This is a genomic window from Streptomyces sp. NPDC048337 (assembly GCF_043201175.1).
In the GTDB taxonomy this organism is placed as follows: Bacteria; Actinomycetota; Actinomycetes; order Streptomycetales; family Streptomycetaceae; genus Streptomyces.
Genome location: NZ_JBICYR010000022.1, coordinates 134,701 through 156,356 on the forward strand (window position 1 = coordinate 134,701; position 21,656 = coordinate 156,356).

Here is a 21,656-nt window from a genome sequence, read left to right on the forward strand (position 1 = left end):
CCCTCACGGCCTGTGCGCTGGACATGCGTTCCTTGGCTGGAGCTCATGTTCGAAGGAAGGCCGCTTCCTTCTTGGGGCAGGGCGGCGGCATCCTCTCCTGTGCACTGTCCGTCAGATGACATGGTTGTACGGCGAGGCCGCTGCGGGACGTATAAAGAGGATGCCCGCTCGCGTCGGCCGCGGCAGCGGGGGTTCTGCGTGGAGAGTGGGGTCTCGGGGTGGGTCTGTCGGCTTATGCCGAATGGCAGGAGGTGCTGGAGGACGCGTTCTTCAGCCCGGAGTGGGACGGTCACCCGGTCGTTTTGTACGTTGACGACCGCGAGGTGGAGACGCTGCAGCGAAGGTACGGGATCAGCGTCCCTCTGGCCGAAGCGGTGCGGCAGCTTGTCCAACCGGGGGCGCAGAAGCCGTTCCAGGCGGTGGAGGACTACGAGCTGTCGCGCACGGACGGCAACACCGCTCCGGCGGTCCTGCCGCTGCTGGCCTGCTCGGTGGTCGCTGCGACACGGATGGCCAATGACGGCGTGCGAAGGGCCAACAACTACCACGACCATTTCTCCGAGCTGCTGGCCGGCAGGGCAGGAGTGCTGAACTCGCAGCTGTACCTTCCGGTCGCCAGGATGTGGCAGCGCCTAGCCGCCTGGCAGACGCAGTGGGGCGGCTCCCGCGGTGTGTGCACCATCCCCTCGGTGGAATACCTGCCCAAGAATCAGACTCGGATCGGGTACGCGCTGTCGCAGGCTGTGCTGCGGGGATCGGACCGGCAGCACCTGCCGAAATTCTTCAGCATCATGCGCGCACGGAGCGAGGCCGCCTGGCCACTTCCAGGCCCGGTGCTGGCGCGGGGCATCAGCCTCTGGGACTACGAGTCGAAATTCTCTCCGTCCTTCCAAGGCGCTTTGCACGACCCCGACCTCCGGCACCTCATCGAGGGGCTTCTGGGAGCGCTTGCGGCCGCGTGGGACGGCTCCGACCACTACATCCCGCACGGAACCTCGCGTGGAGAGCTGCTCGTGCGTTTCGAGAACAGGCGGCTCGGGTGGCTGGTCCGCGTGCCGCAGCCCGGCAACGAGGAGTACCCGCTCGACAACAAAGCCGTCCTACGCAGGATCGGAACCACGGAGTACTACACAGTAGAAGGGCTCGCACTGCCGACGGACCGCGCTCTTCGGAACGGAATCCAGCTCGTTGGAGACGGCATCGCTGTCGGCCGCCCCGCCTCTCCGCTGGTCATCCTCCGGCAGAACGCCGCCCTCGACTGCCGCACCAGCGTGGACCGGTTCCTCCCGGGCGAGGATCACGTGATCCTCGCGGCCCCCGAAGCCGCCCGCGACGTCGAGCGGATCTTGGAGCGCGCGGCGTCGCAGGGCCGCAGCAAGGAGGGAGGCCGGCTGTCGTGGATGCCGGAGGGATGGACCCTCCATACCCGGGTCGTGTTCGACGATGCTCTCACGTTGCGCTCGGCGATCCTCGACACAAAAGGCGCCGTCCGCGGGACGCTGCCACTGCCGCGTTTCAAGGCGCGCCTGGAGGGCGGCCTCCGACTCGCGCCGGACCTCAGCAAGCACCTGTACCTGGCCGGAGGCGATCCCGATCTCGTCTTGCCTGACGGTCATTCAGGCCGAGTCCTGGTCGATGGCCTGGAAAGGAAGCCGGAGCCGGGGCAGGGGGGCGCAGCGCTGTCGCTCTGGAGATACAGCCTTACCCCCGGTGACCACACTGTTCAGGCGGGGGGCAGCAGCCTGGAGTTCGCCACCGCTGAGTCCGCGCCGTCCCTGCGTGAACCTGCCGTTACCCTCGGCTTTCCTCTTGGTGACGGGAAGGCCGGGGCCTACGCCGCTACGGGCGGAGGCAGCGGGCTGCTCAGGGGAGCCGCGGTGGACACCGATCCGGCGGAGGCAGAATGGCCGATCCTGCTCTGCCGCCGTGGCGCTGATGAGTCGCTCTTCCTCTCAGCAGATGGCAGAGGGTGGCGGGTGGCCATCCCGGACACCCCCGACTGGTGGGAGCGGCTTTCGGACACCCCGTCGGGATACTGCTTCGAAGTGCGGATCCCGGCATGCGGCGGATGGGTCTTCCAGCACCGCCGCGGAATCTGGTACCTGGAGGCGGAGTTGCCGGCACGGCCCTGCCTGAAGCCGGAGGCGGACCATCGGCGCTGGGCGCAGACAGTGGTGGCGGTGGCCGAGGCCGCGAGCGGTGACGAGTGGGAAGCGTGTGTGCGCCTGGCGCGAGAGGTCATGCAGTGATGGAGATCGGGAACCTGCTCCTCAGATGGGCGAGCGAGACCGGCGGGGGAAAGGTTGTCGGCTTCAAGGCGGCCGCCGCGTGGACCGTGCGGAGCCGGGGCGCCCGCGTGCGCGACGGTGCGGAAGGGCGCTGGCTGCGGGATGTTTCGGCGCTCGGCTACATCGATGTCGACTGGCGCCGCGGCCTGTGGTCGGTGGCTCCTCCGGTGCTGACGACCCTGCCGTACTCGGACGGCCTCGCCGTCCTCACTGGCAGACGCACCATGGACATCAGCAAGGCTGTCCAGGACCTCTACAAGGCCGGTGAGCGGGTCCACTGGCTTCGCAACGAGAACGCCGAAGGGGACATCCCCGTTCCGGACAGCCTGCTCCTGGGATACGAACACCCCGACATACTGAAGGAGAGCGCGGAGAGGATCGGCTCCACCTTCGTCCCTTGTGCAGCCCTTCGCCTCTTCGCACTGCTGCCGGACCTGGCGCCCGGCCCGCCTGCCGCGCCGCCTGCCCTCGGCAACGCCCACACCGTGGAACGCTACAACCACGAGACCGGGCAGTACGAGCCCGCACAGTCGTATCGGGAGGAGGGGCTCTACCGTTGGCGCAGCACCGACTGGGCCCGGCTGGTCCAGGTCCGCAGGGGCGAGGAGTGGCACAGCACCGAGCACGAGAATGGCGTCTACCTGGAGCACGCGAGGCTCGGCAGCAAGGTGATGAGGTGGCGTTCGGAGCCCGGCAAGGGGCGTGAAGGGACAGGTCGGCTCTCCGTCGACTGGGGAGCCCCGCTCCCGCCGCTTCACGCAAGGGCCGCGGTTCTCTGCACGGGAATCCAGCCGCGGATCCACGAGCTGGCCCGGATCGTGCGCTACGACAACATCCCCAGGCACGCGGCCGAGAAGCTGGCCGCATCGCTCCGCCAGGAGCTCGAGATCGAGACGCCCGCAGCACCCCGGAAGGCCGCACCATGACCACCTCCTCTGAGCAGGGAGGCCGCCCCTCAGCCTCTGACATCCCCGGCTCTTTCAAGGCGCTGAGGGACACCCTCATGCGCTACTACGACACGCCGTTCGCCGTCGACGACGTCTCGGTCATGGAGGAGCGGCGGCGGCTGCTCGACACTGACGGCGGGGCGTGGCGGGAGCCGCTGGTCGAGCTTCGGCCCCAGTACGAGCTGAGCGGGATGTCCCTGCCGGAGTCCTTCCGGAAGGCCGGGGCGAACCCGCAGGCCGCCGAGTTCGCCAGGTTCGCGCTGCCGGACGGGGTCGACGAGCTTTACCGGCACCAGCACGACGCCCTCGTCGCCGCGTGCGGCGACGGCCGGGACTTCGTGGTCACCGCGGGTACCGGCTCGGGCAAGACCGAGGCGTTCATGTTGCCGCTCATCGCCGACCTTGTCGCAGAGTCGGCGGAATGGACCGGGCGGGGCAGCAGCCAGCCCCGCTGGTGGCTGGGCCGCGAGGGCTACGTTCCGAGCCGGGGCACCGAGCCCGGGCACCCGGCAGCGATGCGCGCTCTGGTCCTTTACCCGACCAACGCCCTCGCCGACGACCAGATGGTGCGGCTGCGCAGGGCGCTCGACAGTGACCCCGCCCGCGAGTGGCTGGACCGCCACCGCGGCGGGCACCGCTTTTACTTCGGCCGCTACACGGGCGCGACCCCGGTAGCCGGCCCCGTGGACTCCGCGCCCGCCACCGACCGGATGCGCACCTACATGAAGGGCCTCGAAGAGCGCGAGGAGCGCAGCGGCGGCAAGTTCCACGACTTCATCCCGCGCGTCGGCGGCGCGGAGATGCACGCCCGCTGGGACATGCAGCACGCGTCCCCGGACATCCTCGTCACCAATTACTCCATGCTCAACATCATGCTGATGAGGGCGCAGGAGGCCCCCATATTCCGGGCCACCCGGCAGTGGCTTGAGACCAGTCCCGGAGCCCGCTTCACCCTCGTAGTAGACGAGCTGCACATGTACCGGGGCACGGCCGGAACTGAAGTCGCCTACCTCCTGCGCAAGCTGCGCCACCGGCTCGGACTGGACACCTCACCGGAGAAGTTCCGTGTCCTGGCCGCCTCAGCCTCGCTCGAGGCCGGCCGCGACGACGACTTCCTCGAGTCCTTCTTCGCCCTGCCCGAAGGCCGCCACAGAGTTATTCCCGGCACCCTCCTCCTGCCCGCCCCGAGGCCGGTCGGCCTCTCCAGCTACGCGAGCGCCCTTGCCGAGTCCGCTGGTCAGGAGCTGACGCAGGCGGAGGCGGACCGTCTTCTGGACGCGACCGGCGCCGCGGACGCGCTCGCGCTGGCCCTCGCACCCGAGGGGAAGCCCCGGGCCCTGCCGCTCTCCGAAGCCGCAACCACGCTTTTCCCCGGCACCGCATCGCCCGCCGAACAGGCAGCGGCGCTGCAGGGCGCGCTCCGGGCGCTCGCCGCCGCGGATGGCAGGGGACGCCCCAAGCTCCGCGCCCACATGTTCTTCCGCAACATCGACGGCATATGGGCCTGCTCGGATCCGGCCTGCCCCGATGTTCCCGGCGAACGCAGCCCGCGGCGCCGGGTGGGCCGCCTCTTCCGCACCCCTACCCCCCGATGCAGTTGCGGCGCCCGCGTACTGGAACTCCTGTACTGCCAGAGCTGCGGCGATCCCATGCTCGGCGGCTACACCGTGCCGTCCCTGATGGGACGGCAGGCATTCATGGGCTCCCTGCACACCGACTTTCCGGACTTCGACCGCCTGCCGGACGAGACGACCGGATCCCCCGACGCGGGCAACTACATCGTTTACTGGCCGCGCACCGAGGCCCTAGGGCTGGACGAATCCTCCTGGGGCGGTGGGGAGTCCAACAACGGCCGCCGCGCCACGTTCGAGTTCCGACAGAGCCGCTATCAGCCAGCCACAGGACGCCTGGCCAACAACAAGGCCGACCCCACCGGCTGGTCCTTCCACGTCGTCCCCGACCAGCCGAAGGAGGGCAAGTCGATCGACCTCAGAAGCCTGCCGCCCTTCCCCACCAGCTGCCCCGCTTGCGGGGATGACTGGGAGCAGAAGCAGGTCCGCGACCCCCGCACTGGGGCGATGAAGCCCGTGGGCATCGACCACCCCGCACGCCTGCGCAGCACGCCGGTGCGTCGTATGCGCACCGGTTTCGAGAAGCTCAACCAGGTCCTCACCACCGAAGCCCTCGGGCACCTCCCCGACGGCGAGCGCAAGCTCATCGCCTTTTCCGACAGCCGCGACGACGCGGCCGACCTCGCCAGCGGCCTTTCCCTCCGCCACTACCAGGACCTCCTGCGCCTCATGGCGGCCGACGCCGTCCAGCAGCAGGGCGACCCACTGGCGGATCTCCGGCTGTTCAAGGACCTCTACGGAGACAGCCCGAGCGGCCCGGTCGACCGGGATGAGGCTGCCGCCGCCGCCCGGCGCCTGCAGAGCAGGTACCCGCACGAGGTCCCCGCCCTTAAGGACATCCTGCGCGGCGACCCGCTCGCCGACCCTGCCCGGCAGCCGGAGCTGGAATCCGTACTCGGCCGGCTCCCGTCCTTCGCAGACCTCCGGTACGACCTCCGCGGACGCCTGCTCGACCAGGGCATCAACCCCGGAGGCCCCGCCGCGTCCCTGCAGGAGCACAAGGGCATCCGGTGGACCTCCCTTTTCGACTGGAAGGGCGACCGCGGACGCAAGGCCGGTCTGACCGGTGAACAGGAGGACTTCCTCCAGCGGATTGAGGACAACCTCGGCCGGGAATTCGTCCAGGGCCTCTTTACCGGCGCGGGCATGGACTTCGAGTCGCTCGGTCTCGGCTGGCTCAGCCTCTCCGACGACCGCTCACCGATCGACCTGCCGCCGGACTCCGACGTTGCCCTGGCCAGGTCCAGCCTGCGGGTGCTCGGCATGATGCGCCGCTTCAAGGAACTGCGCGGCGGCTCTGAGAAGCCTCCCGCTCCGCTCGCCTGGTTCTGGAAGGCGGTCGCCCAGAAGGAGGGCACGGAGTACGGGAGCGTGATGGACCGCGTCCTCAGCGTATGGGGAACCACCGTCGTCCAGTACACCATCGACCCCGGCAAGGTCTCCCTGCGGGCAGGCGGTGGCCGCACCTGGACCTGCCCCGCCTGCCGCCGCCCCCACCTCCACCCGGGCGCGGGAATCTGTACGAAGTGCCGCACGCCGCTCCCCGCCGACCCGCAGAAGTACGCGGGCGCACTTAATGACGACTACTACGCCTGGAAGGCGGGTACTGGCACCGGGAACTTCCCGCTGCGCGCAGCCGAACTCACCGGGCAGACCGACCGGATTGAGGCACAGTCTCGCCAGGCCCGGTTCCAGGACGTCTTCCTCGGCGAAGATGACGTGGAGGCCGCCGATGGCATCGAAGTCCTCTCCGTGACGACCACGATGGAGGCCGGCGTCGACGTTGGCTCCCTCAGCACCGTAATGCTGGCGAACATGCCGCCCACCCGGTTTAATTACCAGCAGCGTGTCGGCCGGGCTGGCCGTCGCGGCAGTCCCACTGCGACCGCCCTCACGGTATGCCGCGGCCGGAGCCACGACGAGCACTACTTCGCGAGGCCGGGCGAGATCACCAACGCCCCCACTCCGCCGCCGTACCTGGCTCTCGGCATGCAGTCCGTCTTCAAGCGAGTCCTGCTCGGCGAGGTGCTCCGACAGGCGTTCGCCTCCATCACCGAGACTGGGGGGAGCGCGAAGGCGCTGCTGACGCAGAACATCCACGGCGAGTTCGGCACGGCTGAGGACTGGCTGGTCCACCGCGAAGCCGTACGGCGCTGGGTGGCGGCGAACCGCGAAAGCGTGGCGGCAGCGGGCCGCGCACTGCAGGCACGCACCCCCGCCTCAGTCGCCTCCCTCGACCCCTTGGCCCACGTCGACGAGCTCATCGACCGTATCGACGAAGTCGCCGCGGGCACCAGCGGCCACCCCGACCTGAGCCAGCGGCTTGCCGAGTCCGGCTTGCTGCCGATGTTCGGGTTCCCCACCAGGGTGCGCTATCTCTACACCAAGCTCCCGGAGCGGAATTTCCCCTGGCCGCCCGACGGCGCCATCGACCGCAACCTCACGGTCTCCCTCACCAAGTTCGCTCCTGGCGCCGAGACACCGCGCGATGGACGCCTGCACCAGTCCATGGGCGTCGTTTCCTTCCGGCCAGGGCGCTCCAAGCCGCTCCCGGCGGAGGAACCCTTCGGCCCTGAGAACTGGGTCGCCATGTGCCGCCTCTGCGCGCACATCCAGCCCGTCGAAAAGGAAGGCGACGCTACAGCGTGCCCGGCGTGCGGCGCGAGCGGCCGCAGCTACGCGGCGTTCCCGGTCCGCGAGCCGGCCGGATTCCGGGCTGGCGAGCCCCGCGACTACGACGGCTCCCGCGAATGGGGCCAGGGCGGCGCGAGCACCCGCACCGCCGCCGACCTGGAGAGTGAGGCACCGCGGGTCACGCGGAATGTGGATGACTGGCTCGTCGTCCATGCCGGCAGTGGCCAGCGGTACACCGTCAACAGCAACAACGGCCGACTCTTCCGGTTCAAGAAGGCCAACGGCCCCTGGCGCGGCTACCACGTGGTCGACAACCCGAAGGCCCAGGCAGATATCGAAACCGCGCTCGGTGGCACCGAGCACACCGACATGCTCTTCCTCGGTGCTCGCGCCGCCGTCGATCCTGAGCGCGGCCTCAGGTTCGACGTCGCCGAGTACACCCAGCAACACGGCTTCACTGACCCGGTGCACGGCCGTCGTGCCGCTTGGTACTCGCTGTCCGCGCTTCTCCGCCGCGCGGCCGCCCCCTACCTGGACGTGCAGTCCGAAGAACTCCTCGCCGGCATCCACGGATCGGCGTCCGCCGCGTCCCCGGTCTTCGCGTATCTCGCGGACAGCCTCGAGAACGGCGCTGGCTTCAGCACCCACCTGGGCGACCCGGAGCACATCGAGAAGTTCCTCGACGTGGTCCAGGCCTACAGCAGCAACCTCGGTCTCAGCCATGAGCAGGAATGCCTGGGATCCTGCTACCGATGCCTGCGCGACTACTCGAACATGCGGCTGCACCCGCTGCTCGACTGGCGGCTCGCCCGTGATCTCGTCGGCGTCCTCCGCGGATGCTCCCTCCACGTGGACACTGCTGCCCACGGCCTGCTCCTCACCCGCTGGGCCGAAGACCGCACCGACATTGAAGCGGCAGTCCGCACGACACCTGCCGGACTAATAGCGGTGGTGGAGAGCGACTTCTCAGAAGAGCCCGTCGCCGTAGCGGTCAAGCACCCGCTGGAGTCCGCCGAATCCGAATCCATGGCACCGCGCCTGCGCGTTCTCTCCAAAGCCGCCGTTGACCTCGGGCTCGCGGAGCGGACCGCATTCGTCGACGCGTACTGTCTCGACAGGACCCCGGCGGCAGTGACCTCCGCCATCGCCGAGTACGCGGAGGACGAGCTGTGACGGTGAACCCGCTCTTCTCCCACACCCCGTCGCCTGCATCTGCTCCTGGCAGCACGGCACCCTCCCGCTCCGAGATCATCGAGCGGGAACGGCAGCGGCGGCTCGCCCTGATTACTGCCCGGGCAGCGGGCGAAGAGCCCGGCGCGGCCCCCGTAGCTCCGGCCGCGAAGGAGCAGCGGGCCCTCGTCGGTCCGGAGTCCGCCGCAGTGCGGCTCCCCGACGGCTTCCTGTCCGAGGAGGACTGGAAGGCGGCCGTCGACGCGGTCCGGGACGTGGCGGAGACGGTGCGCGCCGCGGGTTTCTCCGCATCCGCGCTGGAAGGACGCGCGACTTACGCTGCCAGGGACTCGCTTGCCGCGGCGGCGGTGTCCGCTGTGCTGCCGCTGCGACCGGTCGCTGCGGTTACCGCGCTCGCAGGGGCTCTCGGCTCCTTTCCGGAGCTGCTGCCGCACCTGCAGGCGGCCCGCGCGAGGGCGCTTGCGGACGACCTGCCCGGCCGCGTCCACGACGGCTACACCAGCGGACCAGCAGGCGGCGGGGAAGCGGACCCCGATGTGGCCTGGAGGCAGTACACCAACTACAAGCGGGCCACCCAGCGGATCCGGATCACGGACGAAGCCCAGCAGGAGCTGCTCCAGAACCTGCCGCTCCCCGTCGTCGACGACCTCATCGAGCGGAACTTGCTCCGCAGTCACGCCCTGCCTGCAGCCGGCGGCCACAGCCTCTACCTTCAGGCTCGCCTCACCCCGGGGCTGGTCCCCAGCCAGCGGCTGGCCGAGCTCGGCTGGGAGGAGGAGGCCACTCGCCGTGAGTTCGCCACACGTCTCGCCGGAGGCGATGTCTCGGTGATCGACAGTGTGACCATTCTCTCCCCTGAACAGCAGTCCCTGGCGGCGCAGTTGGCCGAGGTGCGGGAGAGAGGCCGTATACCCGACTCCCTCATGGGGCGGAAGTGGCTGTGGCCGGCTTTGGAGAAGCTTGCCCCGCACGCGCCGGTGAATCTGCGCGCGCAGCAGCAGTTCGCCAGCTGGTTCATGGTCCGGCGGATCCTGCGGATGGTAAGGAACGGGCACCTCGCACGACTCCACGGCGACCGCGAGCGCTCCGATGCGGCCTTCCGGCGTGCGTGGGACGAGGCCCGGCCGCTGCAGGGCATCAGGACGGGTGCCAGCTGGGAGGCCAGGAACATCTGCGCCTACCTTCTCCTCCTCAGTACCTCACCCGCTCCGCCTTACGACGACGCCCTGGAAGAGATGAGGCCGGTGTCTTCCCGCGAGGGGATGAGCGAGGACCAGCTCACCCGGCAGGCGCGTACGAACCTTGAGCACAACAGGGAGGTCCTCCGAAAGCTCCGGCAGCACCGGGACAGTGAGCACGTACTGAACCCGTACTTGGCCCTCGGTGTGCGGGACCTTGCGCGAGAGGACGAATGGAAGGAGGTCTGGCGGACACTTCGCCGACGCCTGGACGATGAGGGGGAGGCCGCTGTGAACCAAGCCAAGGACGCGATCCAGGACGAAGAGCGCGGCCACGCGGCCACAGGCTCCTTCCGGCTGCCGCTCTCCCCCGCGAAGTGGGAGGCCCCAGCCGTCGGCAGTGCACCCTTCCAGGCAGGGGCACAGCCCATGCCGCGCCGAACGAGCCCGGCTACCGCTGAGGAGCGCGAGTACGCGAGGAGCTGGGCGGCGGAGGGCATACTCCGAGTCGCCTGCGACAATCTCGGGCTGCCTTGGTCGACAGGCCGCGGCCCGGTCCCCATTTCTGAAAGCAGCAGTGAGTGAGCAAGTCCAGCAAGAAGGCGTCTTCGGTGGGCAATGGCAAGCCGGGGCAATTCCCGGTGAGGGACAAGGACAAGGGGAAGCCCGGGAACCACAAGAAGACGAGGCGGTCGGCGGCTGCACAGCAGACGCCGCCGCCGTCGGGGACCCGGGGCGGCACCCGCAATGAGGGGCCGTACAAGCGTCCTGTGGAAATCTGGATCGGACTGGGCCATCCAGAGACCACACCGGGGACTTTCGACGCTGCTGCGCTGCTCGCATCGCTTCTTTCGGCTGTGGAGCCGAAGACCGAGGCTGGACTGTCTGCCCTGTCCGAGACGATCCGCGCGGCGGAGGGCGAGAACGGTAGCGAGACGGCACGTGCTCTGAGAGCGGTCGGGAAGCAGATCGCTGACTCTCTGCGCGCGGGGGTGATCGAGGGGATGCGCGCGCGCGACCGGCACCTCGCACAGCTAGCAGTCATCGACCGGGCCGCAGCACATGCCACCTCCCTCCGGCAGCTCCAGGAGAGAATCGAGGCCGAACTGGGGCTTGCGGGACTTCTGCGGGTCACCGAGCCCGGTGACCTCTCGGTGTTCAATCTCGTGCAGCCGGGTAGCGCGGCGGCCACAGCGCTGCCGACAAGCGGCGACGACTACGAGGTAGTTAGCCCGGCATATACCGACACCGAGACCAGGCGCACTGTTGAGCGCGGATGGGTCAGGCTTGCGCAGGCGGCCGGGACGGACCAGACGCCGCGTGGGAAGGACCACGGGAGGACTTCGCGCCCCCATCAGCAGCGGAAGCAGGTTCCGGGGGATGAGCCGGGCGGAACGCCGCAGGACAACGGCCAGCCCAAGGCAACGACGGGCGAACCTGCTGCGCACCGGGCTCCGGCTGAACGCCGTGAGGAAGCGGAGCCCAGAGGAACTGTCGCAAGCCATGCCGAACGGGTCGTTGACCGGCAGGGGAATGGCAGCACCGGCCGGCAGAGGCCGGATACGAGCCCGTCGGACAGGCTGCCACTGCGCAGGCGGCATACCCGCGCGGCTGCCGAGGGGTCTCAGACGGCTATGCCAGAAGACCGCACGGCGGCTTCTGCTCGTCATACCAGTCCGCAGGAAGAGGCTCTGGGCTCCGCTCCAGACAGCCGTAGCGGAGCTCCTCGCTCAACTCGCGCCCGTCCATCGACGGGGACAGCCGCTCCAGCGCTGCACACCTTTAGGACAAAGCTCCTGGGCTCTGCACCCGCCAGCAAGAGCGACGACTCTGAGAACCAGGGAGACCAGTGACATTCGGAATCGATTTCGGGACCAGCAACTCCGTCGTCGCGCGCTCGGACGGGTCCTCAAGCGAGATCGTGCCGGTCGACGGCGGGAACGTCCCCGCACAGTGGCGCCTGCCCGAGTTCGAGGACCTCTTCCCCTCAGTTCTCGGCGTGAGGGAGCTGCAGCGCACCCTCAGCTTCGGCTGGACAGCGAAGACCGCGTCGGACTCACCCGTCGACGCGGTCAAGCGCATGCTGGGCACCCGGTCTGCCGGCACTGGCCAGGCGGATACCGACACACCGCTGCTTGAAGAGCAACACGTCTGGATCGGCAACAAACCGTTCCGCAGTACCGCGGCGGCGGCCGCCCTGTTCGCGCAGATGAAAACCGCTGCCCAGCGCGACTTCCTTGACCTCAGCGAAGCCGTGATCACTGTCCCCGCCAACGCGACCGGGGGAGCGCGCTACCGTACCCGTGCGGCAGCACGGCTGGCCGGGATCACCGTGAAGGCCCTGCTCAACGAGCCAACAGCAGCAGCCATCTCGTACGCCAATGACATTGATATCGCAGGCAGGCTGCTGATATTCGACTGGGGCGGCGGCACGATCGACGTCACGCTGCTGGACTACGACGGGAAGTACTTCGAGGAGCTCTCATCCCGCGGGGTTGCCGCGCTGGGCGGACTCGAGTTCGACGAGGCGCTTGCGCGGATCGTTCTCAAGAAGCTCGGACAGACGCCGGAGAAGCTGTCGAGGGAAGAGCGCAACTGGTGGCGCAGGGAAGTTGAGCTGACGAAGATCTCGCTCTCACGCCGGGACATGCCGGAGGTCCCGGTCGATATCCCGGCCCTCGGCAGGTCAGTAACTGTCTCGCGCGAGGAGTACACGACGGCGGTTGCCCCGCTGATCGAACGCGCCATGGAGCCGCTCGCCCAGTGCCTCCAGGACACCGGCATCAGCCCTGCCAACGTCGACGCCGTGCTCATGATCGGCGGCACTTCCCAGATTCCCGAAGCCCGCGATGCCGTCGCCAGCGTCTTCGGCGCCGACCGGATCCTGCCGCCCGAGCTCTGCAACCCGATGACCGCCGTAGCCCGCGGCGCGGCGGTCTACTCCGCCGCCCTCGACGACCCTGACCACAAGGACCGCTTCAGCCTCGTCACCAATTACGACCTCGGCACCGCCTTCGCCGCCGGCCCGCGCAAGGGATTCCAGCCGGTCATCCGCAGGAACCGCACGCTTGCCGCCAAGGGCGAGCGTCGCTTCACCCCCTCCCGTCCCTACGCCTCCTCCGTGATCGTCGAGATCATCGAAGGCGAGCAGGGCTACCCGGCCGACAGCGACCGTGCCTTCCCTCTGGCCCGATTGGAAGTGAGGCTTCCAAGGCCCGAGCAGGACCCCGAGCGCAATGCCGTCCTCGTTCGCTTCCTCTACGACCACAGCGGAATCCTCACGGTCAAGGTCATCCACGAGGCAACCCAGCGCCCTCTCTTCAGTGGCGAGATCGACTCCTTCGGAAAGGACGGAACTCCGCTCCAGGACGGCTTGCACGGCGAGCTCCTTCGCTTGCTCTCGCACACCGAAGTCCCTCTGATCGCCACCGGTGAGCAGCCTGCGGAGCGGGACGAGGATGAAGAAGAGGAGGAGCCGGATCCCCCGGCATCCGACCCTGGGCTCACTGTGAACGGTGTTCCTCAGATGAGGGTCTGACCTGGGCCCTGCCGACGGCCTTGCTGTAGTGCCACCCCGAGGGGCCCGTCAGGAACGGCTCTCGGGTAACCCCTCGAACCGGCAACCGGGGACGACGCGACACCACCTCCGACGTCCCCATGAGGCCATGACCATCCGGGGTGGGGCATTACGCCGTGGACCTGCAGCGATGCCGTCTGCGGTAGAGAGGGTGCTGGCACGATGTGGGCGATTAGTCTCCATAGGAGAGTGTCAGTACGAATGCCCTGCCTGAAGCGGCACGCCCGCCATGACCACGAAGTCGACGCCCGCTGCTCCCCGCACGCTTCCGGTCAACATCTGGCTCCCCGAACAGAGCGACTCCACAACGGTCGTCACCGCTCCAGCGGTCGTTCCCCCCTGGACTATCGACAGGATCCGGCAGGAGTTCACGTACCGGCCGGGACGTCTCCCCGCTTCGCTTCAGCGTATCCAGATCGGGGACACGAGTCCGGGGATGGACGCCCGCACCCCCGCCACGAGGTACACGGCGGGGGAATCGAGGGTCGAGAACGATCGGCCGGACATCCTCCTTGCCGAACTCCACCCCGACACCCTGCCCTCGCACGGTGATGACCTCGTCTGGCTTTAACGCCTTGTTCCGGTTCAGGCACGAATTCCGTGAGCCGTCGTCAGCCAGGGGGTTGGCCGCACGGCCGGGCCCACCAGGCGGGATACTTGGCCGGTGGACATATCGAGGGCTTCCTGGGTCAACACGACACACGACTGGTCTGGCGCCGTTGATGCGGACCATCTGACGCACATCCGACAGAGTCCCGCTGAGTTCGCTCCGGATGGACCTTGGCACCTCGTACTTGAGGTACTCGCCTATGCAGTCGAGACGAAGACAGGGCAGTGGTGGATGACTACGAGCGAAGTCCGGCCGCGCGAGCCTGGTGATCCGCCGCCGCAACCTTGAGGTGATAGTGACCTGAACGCGTGATCGACGGTCAACTTGGGTGTCTGGGGCGGTACATTGATGACGCCGGGTGACGCGTGCTCGACGGGGAGGGCTGTCCTGGTGGTGGAGAAGATCGTCGGTGGCGTCGTTGTCGCTCTGCTGACCGCGATAGGCCGGATCCTGTGGCAGAACAGGCGGCACCTCACTCTGCTCCGCGTCCTGCTCACACCGGCGAGCCGCGTGCGTGTCTCCGTCGCCGTACTGCTGCGAGTGCACGACGAGGACCACTACGTCCTCTTCTCCTCGGTCACCCGCCCTGGGGCCTTCGGGCCGCCCGGGGGCGTGGTGAAGTACCACGAAGCGGCAAAGCCCCCGCTCGAGCGGTTCGGCTTCGAACCTGAGGGCCGCACCCGCAGCGAGATGCGGCACGACCTGCGCGGCTTTATCCCGGCCCTGCGGGTCCTGAGCTTCGCCCGCTGGCTCCATCGCGGCCAGGACCGTGAGGCGGCGACCGAGTGTCTGCGCCGCGAACTCGTCGAAGAACTGGGCGAGGTGGGTCACGAGGAGCTCGTCCCGCTGGCCGGTGAAGCTGGCTTCCGGCCCGTGAGCAGGCACATCGACGGGCCGCTAAAGGTGCCGGGGGAGACCTACCGGCAAATCCGCTTCTTCGAGGTGTACGACCTCGTGACCGACAAGCCTGAGACGGCCGAACTCCGCGCGGCCGTGCTAAGCCTGGCGGCCGACACCGAGGAATCTCTGGTCATCGGCGTGACCCGGCGCGACATCACCCGAGGACGGTCGCAGGCACACGTGATCCTGCCCCAGTCGGCCTTCCTCGCGGGCGACCGCCGGGTCCGGGAAGATGTCACCTCGGTGAACTGAGCCGTCGTGGTGGCCTGCGCCGTGGTCCGCAGGCCACCCGACCATGAGTCACCTGCCGATGCTGCTCTGTTCACCCCTGGCCGTAAGGGGTTGTCGCGATCTTCGGAAAGGACAGACGATGGCTGCTTCGCCGGTGTCGCCGGAGGAGTTCAACGAGGCGTACCGCTACGTCACCAAGGCCTTGCAGGACATCGCCGGGGAGGACGGCCGACTGACGGGTGACCTGGCGAGGGCGCGCGGCATCCTGGCTACGGCTGAGGAGGAACTCGCGAGCGGGAACTTCGCGGGGCCCACCTTCAAAATCGCCAATGCGGCGAAGCTGGCCGCAGAGAGGCACTACGTGGGGGCAGACCCCCGACGGGCCCGCAACCTGTTCGAACTGGCCATCCGTTTATACGAATCACGGCCGGAGAGATACCAGCCGTCGATCGACGACTGCCGTCTGAGGCTCGCGCAGCTCGGTCCTGTCGACCCGGATCAGGAGGACGACCCGGCGGTTGCCGACGCCGAGGCCGAGCCCGAACCGCAGAGCTCCGCAGGGCCGACCCGCTCCGTTCACCAAGCCGCCGAGGACCTGCTCGACAGCTGGCGGTCCGACCAGCCGCGGGAGGAGTCCTTCACGAAGCTGTTCGGCGGTTTCGTGAAACGGCTGTTAGAAGGAGTCCCCGAGCGCGCCCCCGATGCCGCCGAGCTCCTGACACCCCTCATCAGAGCTGACCTTCTCATGTTGGACAGACGCCTCGAAGACGTCCAGGTCCCGGTGGACGAGTACCGGGACCTGGTCGCCGGCGCGGCGACCGTCCGGGGGGTGGCGCGCTCAGCGATGGCCAACTACGACGATGGCGGCACCGCGCCCGAGGCGCAGCGGATCCGGATGCGGTTCCTGGAGGGTGCCCTGCTGAACTTCTGCCTGCGCAAACACCGCAGATCCAACAATTTCCAGGTCGTGGCCGACATTGTCGGCTACCTCCACACCTTCCAGGCCGAGTGCCGGCACAACAACGATCAACGTGAGCTACTGCTCGCCGCCGCGGAGGCTACCGCGCTGGTCGCCGTCAGCGATCTGCAGACCGTCGACCTGGAGCTTCAGCTGCCCGAAGTGTGCGGCTGGTTGCGGCATGCCGTGGGAATCCAGCTCCTCGTCGGCGGCCCCAAACCCGTGGATCCCGAGTCCAGCCATCAGGACGAACGGGTGAGGGGATTGGACGCAGTGGAAGAGTGGGCGACCCATCTGCTCGACCAGTGGTCCGACAGGCCGGAGCACCACCACAGCACCGCCTTCATGCTTCTGAGCCTCTCCGGCTGGAACGAGGACCAGCTGGAGAGGCTGCTCACAGGGCTGTACCGCAGGTCGAAGAAGAGCGAGGATCCGTCCGCGCGTGACCGGGACGTCCGCCGGTTCTGGCGTCAGACCGCGGTCGACCTGCTGGACAGGGCCCGAGACGTGAGCGTTGTGAAGAACGCCTGGGAGGCGGTTACGTCGTCGGACGCAGCTGGCTCGATGTCCCTGACGGAGCGGGAGCACACGCTCCAGCTGCCCAACCGGCTGCTTCAAGGCGTGGCCGCCGAACTGGCACCCCGGCACGGCGGCCTCATGGTGCAGGGCGCCCTGTTCGCCGGCCGACCGGTACCGACGTTCCTGGCGCGCAACGTCTTCGGACCGGTCGGTGTGCTGAAGATGGACGAGGAGAGCAAGGTCCAGCGGGAGAAGCGCAACTTCGACGAGTTCGGCGAACAGCTCCAGCCGTTCTACCGGTCGAGCAAGTGCACGGTCTCGTCCACCTCGATCGTCAACCGCAACAACGGCAGCCGCTACCAGGCGATCCTCACCTCCTACGTCTTCCGTGAGGACGACGAGCCGAGCACGTTCCGAGACTGGCTCACGCGGCAGGAGCCCGTGAGCGACGAGACGCTCCGCGAGGTGGTCAAGAAGCTTTTCGTCAAGGCGCTCGGTCCCTGGCTGAGCAACGCCAGCCGGGCCGTGGGCGACCTGCGGGGCGAGTATCCGGCCCTGCGGCCGACTGGCTTCGAGCGGGCCGGGTACCGCCCCGGCAAGGACGCCGCTTCGGAGCTCAAGAAGTTTACCTCGAAGGAAGTCGGCACCGTCTTCAGTGTCCCGGACGGCCTGACCTGGCAGCCCCGGACTCTGGGGGAGCTGCTGGGGGCCCATGTCGACGTCGGCGGTCTGAAGGAGACGGACGAGAAGCGGACCAGCCCGCTCTGGCTGGTGGCGCAGATCGCTGAGGTCGCGACGCCCGCCCCAGAATCCGCCCGGCTCGTCGACTGGCTGCTGTACGACCGTGAGCACGGGCTGACGACCCGATACCTCACCTGCGTCTCGCACGGCGATCTGCACTGCGAGAACGTCCTCGCCAGCGGTCCGGACGCCGCGGACCCCCACCTCTACGTGATCGACTTCGAGACCACGCACCGCGGCCACATCGCCAAGGACTTCGCCCGCCTCGAAGCGGCACTGTGGTCGCGGACGTTCCTGTGGGGGCAGGAAGAGGTGACCGTGATCCGCAAGTGGTTCGCGGAATCGCTGCACACGGACAGACTCTGGAGTCCGGTCCTGCCGGAGAACTTGGACGACGACCGGATCCGCCGGATCCTGACCTGTGTCATCAAGCTGCGGAGCATCCTCAAGGGCTGCGAGCAGTCGAACTGGGCCTTCAACGATCTCGAATACCAGTGGGCCCTGCTCGCCTCTCTGCTCCCCTTCGCCCGCTACCGCGATCACGAGGACTTGGTGAACCGACGGCTGCCGTTCTTCCTGGCCGCCGATGCCGCCGACGCCCTGGTCGCCAGGGCCAATAAGGCGACGGAAGTCCCCGCGACCAAGAAGGCGACGGAGCGTGCGGCCAGCGAGGCACGCTAGCCGCTGAAGCGCCCGAACCGACCCCGGTGAAACAGCAGCGGATCATTCTCTTCCGGCGTGCCCAGGCCCTCGACTCGGCCCACCACGATCAGGTGGTCCCCGCCCGTGTGGACGGTGGCGATCGTGCTGTCGATCCAGGCCGGGGCGCCGGTGAGGCGGGATGAGCCCGTCGCCGGAGCCCGTCGTAGGGCACCCCCGCAGACTTGTCCGCCCGCTCTTCGCGAAGCCGACCCGGCTGCGACGACTAACTTCGCTGAGACGAGACACCACCAAACAGTCTCCTGCAGCCCGTCTCACCATCTACCGGGCCCTCGTCCTATCTCAACGAAGATAATCCGCCCACGTCAGCGACTCAGCGTCGGCAAACTTCGTTGAGACAGGACATGGGGCATAATCGGTCGGCGCGTGGGCTCCAGGGTGTGGTCTTCACTCGCGATGACCGGGCTGGTGAGGGCAAGCTGTCCTCGCGGCTGGGCTTGGTGACCGAGGCGGTCGAGGTCACCGACGGCATGGATCTGTATGCCCATCTGGTCGCGGAGCTGTCCGGGGGAGGCAGGGCGGACTATGTGATCGTGGACGAGGCGCAGTTCCTGGCGCCCGAGCAGGTCGACCAGCTTGCCCGGATCGTCGACGACCTCGGCATGGATGTCTTGGCCTTCGGTATCACCACGGACTTCCGCACGAAGCTGTTTCCGGGTTCGCAGCGGCTGATCGAGCTGGCGGACCGGGTCGAGACCCTCCAGGTCGAGGCGATGTGCTGGTGCGGCGCCCGGGCCACGCACAACGCCCGTACGGTGGACGGGGAGATGGTGGTCGAGGGCGCCCAGGTCGTGGTCGGCGACGTGAACCGCCCTGCGGAGGAGATCGGCTACGAGGTCCTGTGCCGCCGCCATCACCGTTGCCGCATGACCTCGGCCACGGCCCACGCGGGCGCCCTCTCCCCGGACGTCCTCCCGGTCAACCATGCCTGATCGTTCTCCTCTATGCCCGAGCCCATCCTGTGGTCTTTCCGCGAAGGGCACCTCTGGCACGGCTCGAAACCTGCGACCAAGTGCTTAGAAGGCACCTGGTGTGTGCAGAGGTGAGCTGCCCCTGACCTGCAGGAACGGCTGCGGCTCCCAGCCAGCCGCCGAACCGTTCCACCGTTCTCGGGAAACCCACGTCGGCCCTGCGGCCTCCACCTGCGCTGATGTCAGTGGCTGCGGTTAGCGTCCATCCCGCATGGATTCGAGGGTGGGAGGGTGCTCGTGGGAGCCAAGACAGGCTTGCTGGTATACGCGGACGGGGACATCCCGTCGGCTCTGCGCCAGGTGACCGCAGCCGGAATCGCGGAGACGACCGAACTCGTCGGGCGGCTGTACCCGGACTGGGGCCTGGAGAGCACGGAGGGCGAAAGTCTGGGTGAGGGCACCTACCCCGCCGACGGACTCACGTACGCCGCGAGCTTCCCGGGCGCGGACATCGTCTGCGACCGGCGCCTGATGATCGACCGTCCGTCGCAGCTTCCCGACCACCTGGTCGCAGCGGGCGCCGGCCGCAGGATGGTCCTACACGCGATGCACAGCGTGGTGGACTGGCTCACCTTCGCGGTCTGGGAAGACGGCAGGCTTATCCGCTCGCTGAGTCTGTCGCCTGACAGCGGTGTCATCGAGGACATCGGAGAGCCGTTTCCCTTCGAGGCTCCGTACTGGGCCGGTGACCACCCGGTGGCGCTCGACCCGGACTGGGGCGACGAGGCACCGTATCCGTTGCCCTTCCACCCGCTCGATCTTGGGGAAGCAGCGCTTCGCGCCTTCTTCGGCTTCATCCTGGAAGGCCGGCGGGCGCCCGACGACATCGACGCGGACGACCTCCGTCTCCACGGCTTCCGCCTCACGGCCCCGGGCGGTTCGGCCCCCGCGCAACGTAAGGCCGACCTGGAGAAGGTGGCTCAGCGCATGCGCGGAACGACGTATCACCTTGCTCCGAAACGGCACCTTGAAGCCTGCTGCGGTACCGCTCGCGGGCGAACCGGAGCTATGAAGGATGATCGGGCGATGACTCTCGGATTGCCGCCCGCATGGGGTGTTCAGTACTCGGCGTATCTGCCCACCGAGGCAGCCGCCGGTGCGGTAGTGGCCGAGCTGGCTGCACTGCGACACCGCCTGATCGCGGTTCGGGCCCACGACCACTTCCGGTCTGAGCCATCCAGCTTCTGGTACGGGAAACCGTCGATGGATCCTGAGCTGGAGGGCTGGTGGCAGGTGTTCTCCCTGGCCGTCTACTCCGGCCACGACCGTCTCGCCCTGGACCCCTTCCTCAGGGGTGAAAGGATCCTTGTCGCTGGCATAGCCCGGTCGCACGGCGGTTTCGCGCAAGGTGGCGCGGAGGGACACGCGGTCACTCTGGAGCAGCACTTCCCCCGTGTCGGCTTGCTTCATGAAAGGGCCGCCGCCGAGGTGCCGCTGCCCGACCCGTTGCCGGTGGAGCCCGTACCGCCTGCCGCAGGTCCGCAGTGGTCGTGCTCTGGAGTCGGCCTGCCCGTCGAGGCGGTCCAGGCAGTGGTGGCGGTTGCCGAGCGGATGTATGCGGGTGCCGCCGACATCCCGGATGTCGCTGAATGGCTGCTCGACGAGGATTTCGCCTTTGGGGAGCCCTACGATTCCACGGGCGAGTTTCTGGGGGACCTGGCGGATGCCGTGGCTCACCAGGGCACCTGCACCGACGCCACGGTCGAGGCAGTTCCGTTCTTGGCCGCCCTGATCCGCGACGCCGGGGTCCCAGCAGGAACACGGGTCGTCCTGCTGGGCGATCTGCTGCGTCTCGCCGTCACCGGCCGTGCGACGGCTGCCTCCCTGGCGGACCGAATCGCTGCCCTCGGAAACGTCTGGGAAGAGCCTGCCGCCGACTACATGACACGCCGAGCCATCGCCCACGAAATGCCGGCTCTGTTGGCGAACTGGGAGGTGGAGAGCGACGCCCTGCGGTTCGTCCTAGCCGCCTTGACCGCCGCAGTGACTTCCGACGGCGACGCTCTCGTTACAAGGCAGCGACTGGCAACGCTTCCTGCCCCGGTCGGCACGTCCCGCGCCGACATCATGGCGCTCGTGGAAGCACTTCTCCGTAGTGACCAACCTGGCTTGCGGACCGCGCTGGACCGTCTGGCCGCCTGGCTTCCAGACATCGCGGAACGGTCCCAGAGCCCCTATGCGGCCTCGCGAGACCTCGCGTTGTCCGTTCTGCCGGACCTCGTGATCGCGGACGTGGGTCCGGCGGCCTACCGCTGACCGGCCTTGATCGGACCCGTAGCTAGATGCAGAACCGATCAATACGGGAGGCCAACTATCAAGCGCCAGGGCGCCAGTCTGGGAGATCACGTACCCGCATCGGCCCTGACCGGCCAACTCACTGACCTGCGGGTGTCCAGGCCCCTCCCCGCCGCGCCCAGCCGCCAACCGGGCACGTGAGGGGTACGTGACGGTCGCCCCGATGCTGCCGCTGAGGTTGAAAGGGTGGGGTGACAGGGCTACGGGGGCTCCAGCCCGAGTTCGGTCTCGGCGATGAATCCGTCGAGCACTTCGGGTCGGCGTT

11 protein-coding genes and 1 pseudogene are annotated in these 21,656 nt (G+C 68.3%); 11 read left to right on the forward strand and 1 reads right to left on the reverse strand.

Annotation, left to right across the window (positions count from 1 at the left end; genetic code table 11):
• Nucleotides 1-218: 218 nt before the first annotated feature.
• The 9 genes from ACGFYU_RS29780 (at nt 219) to ACGFYU_RS29820 (ending at nt 18,086) form a co-directional block, all read left to right on the forward strand.
• Nucleotides 219-2,249, forward strand: a complete 2,031-nt coding sequence (locus tag ACGFYU_RS29780) for a hypothetical protein (protein ID WP_393830395.1) — start codon at nt 219-221, stop codon at nt 2,247-2,249.
• Nucleotides 2,249-3,214: a hypothetical protein gene (locus tag ACGFYU_RS29785; protein ID WP_393830396.1), complete on the forward strand. Its 966-nt coding sequence runs from the start codon at nt 2,249-2,251 to the stop codon at nt 3,212-3,214. The genes ACGFYU_RS29780 and ACGFYU_RS29785 overlap by 1 nt, the downstream gene beginning before the upstream one ends.
• A 77-nt stretch (nt 3,215-3,291) precedes the next feature.
• Nucleotides 3,292-8,673, forward strand: a complete 5,382-nt coding sequence (locus ACGFYU_RS29790) for a DEAD/DEAH box helicase (RefSeq protein ID WP_393830397.1) — start codon at nt 3,292-3,294, stop codon at nt 8,671-8,673.
• Between the two features lie 206 nt (nt 8,674-8,879).
• The gene (locus tag ACGFYU_RS29795; protein WP_393830398.1) at nt 8,880-10,454 is read left to right on the forward strand and encodes a hypothetical protein; all 1,575 of its coding nucleotides are present in this window, start codon (nt 8,880-8,882) and stop codon (nt 10,452-10,454) included.
• The gene (locus ACGFYU_RS29800) at nt 10,451-11,722 is read left to right on the forward strand and encodes a hypothetical protein (RefSeq protein WP_393830399.1); all 1,272 of its coding nucleotides are present in this window, start codon (nt 10,451-10,453) and stop codon (nt 11,720-11,722) included. The genes ACGFYU_RS29795 and ACGFYU_RS29800 overlap by 4 nt, the downstream gene beginning before the upstream one ends.
• A complete protein-coding gene (locus ACGFYU_RS29805) occupies nt 11,719-13,407 on the forward strand; it encodes an Hsp70 family protein (protein WP_393830400.1) in 1,689 nt (562 codons plus the stop codon). The genes ACGFYU_RS29800 and ACGFYU_RS29805 overlap by 4 nt, the downstream gene beginning before the upstream one ends.
• A gap of 268 nt (nt 13,408-13,675) precedes the next feature.
• Entirely contained in the window at nt 13,676-14,017 is a 342-nt protein-coding gene (locus ACGFYU_RS29810; RefSeq protein WP_393830401.1) for a hypothetical protein, read from the forward strand.
• A gap of 429 nt (nt 14,018-14,446) precedes the next feature.
• Nucleotides 14,447-15,208, forward strand: coding sequence for a hypothetical protein (locus ACGFYU_RS29815; protein ID WP_393830402.1), 762 nt, complete (start codon nt 14,447-14,449; stop codon nt 15,206-15,208).
• A gap of 118 nt (nt 15,209-15,326) precedes the next feature.
• Nucleotides 15,327-18,086: a phosphotransferase gene (locus ACGFYU_RS29820; RefSeq protein WP_393830403.1), complete on the forward strand. Its 2,760-nt coding sequence runs from the start codon at nt 15,327-15,329 to the stop codon at nt 18,084-18,086.
• Here ACGFYU_RS29820 and ACGFYU_RS29825 read toward each other — a convergent pair.
• A pseudogene (locus tag ACGFYU_RS29825) lies at nt 18,083-18,297 on the reverse strand (flavin reductase family protein); the annotation flags it as partial. The gene ACGFYU_RS29820 and the pseudogene ACGFYU_RS29825 overlap by 4 nt on opposite strands.
• Nucleotides 18,298-18,457: 160 nt before the next feature.
• On the opposite strand from ACGFYU_RS29825, the gene ACGFYU_RS29830 reads away from it, so the two are divergent.
• Together ACGFYU_RS29830 and ACGFYU_RS29835 are read left to right on the forward strand one after the other, a co-directional pair.
• Nucleotides 18,458-19,057 carry a thymidine kinase gene (locus tag ACGFYU_RS29830; protein ID WP_393830404.1) on the forward strand — a complete coding sequence of 200 codons (600 nt, stop codon included), beginning with the start codon at nt 18,458-18,460 and terminating at the stop codon, nt 19,055-19,057.
• Between the two features lie 276 nt (nt 19,058-19,333).
• Nucleotides 19,334-21,352: a DUF6928 family protein gene (locus ACGFYU_RS29835; RefSeq protein ID WP_393830405.1), complete on the forward strand. Its 2,019-nt coding sequence runs from the start codon at nt 19,334-19,336 to the stop codon at nt 21,350-21,352.
• Nucleotides 21,353-21,656 lie beyond the last annotated feature (304 nt).

Excerpts from the sequence above, each read along its gene's own strand:
- ACGFYU_RS29785 (WP_393830396.1), top strand. The coding sequence starts at position 2,249 with ATGGAGATCGGGAACCTGCTCCTCAGATGGGCGAGCGAGACCGGCGGG.
- ACGFYU_RS29790 (WP_393830397.1), top strand. The coding sequence starts at position 3,292 with ATGCGCTACTACGACACGCCGTTCGCCGTCGACGACGTCTCGGTCATG.
- ACGFYU_RS29810 (WP_393830401.1), top strand. The coding sequence starts at position 13,676 with ATGACCACGAAGTCGACGCCCGCTGCTCCCCGCACGCTTCCGGTCAAC.
- ACGFYU_RS29820 (WP_393830403.1), top strand. The coding sequence starts at position 15,327 with ATGGCTGCTTCGCCGGTGTCGCCGGAGGAGTTCAACGAGGCGTACCGC.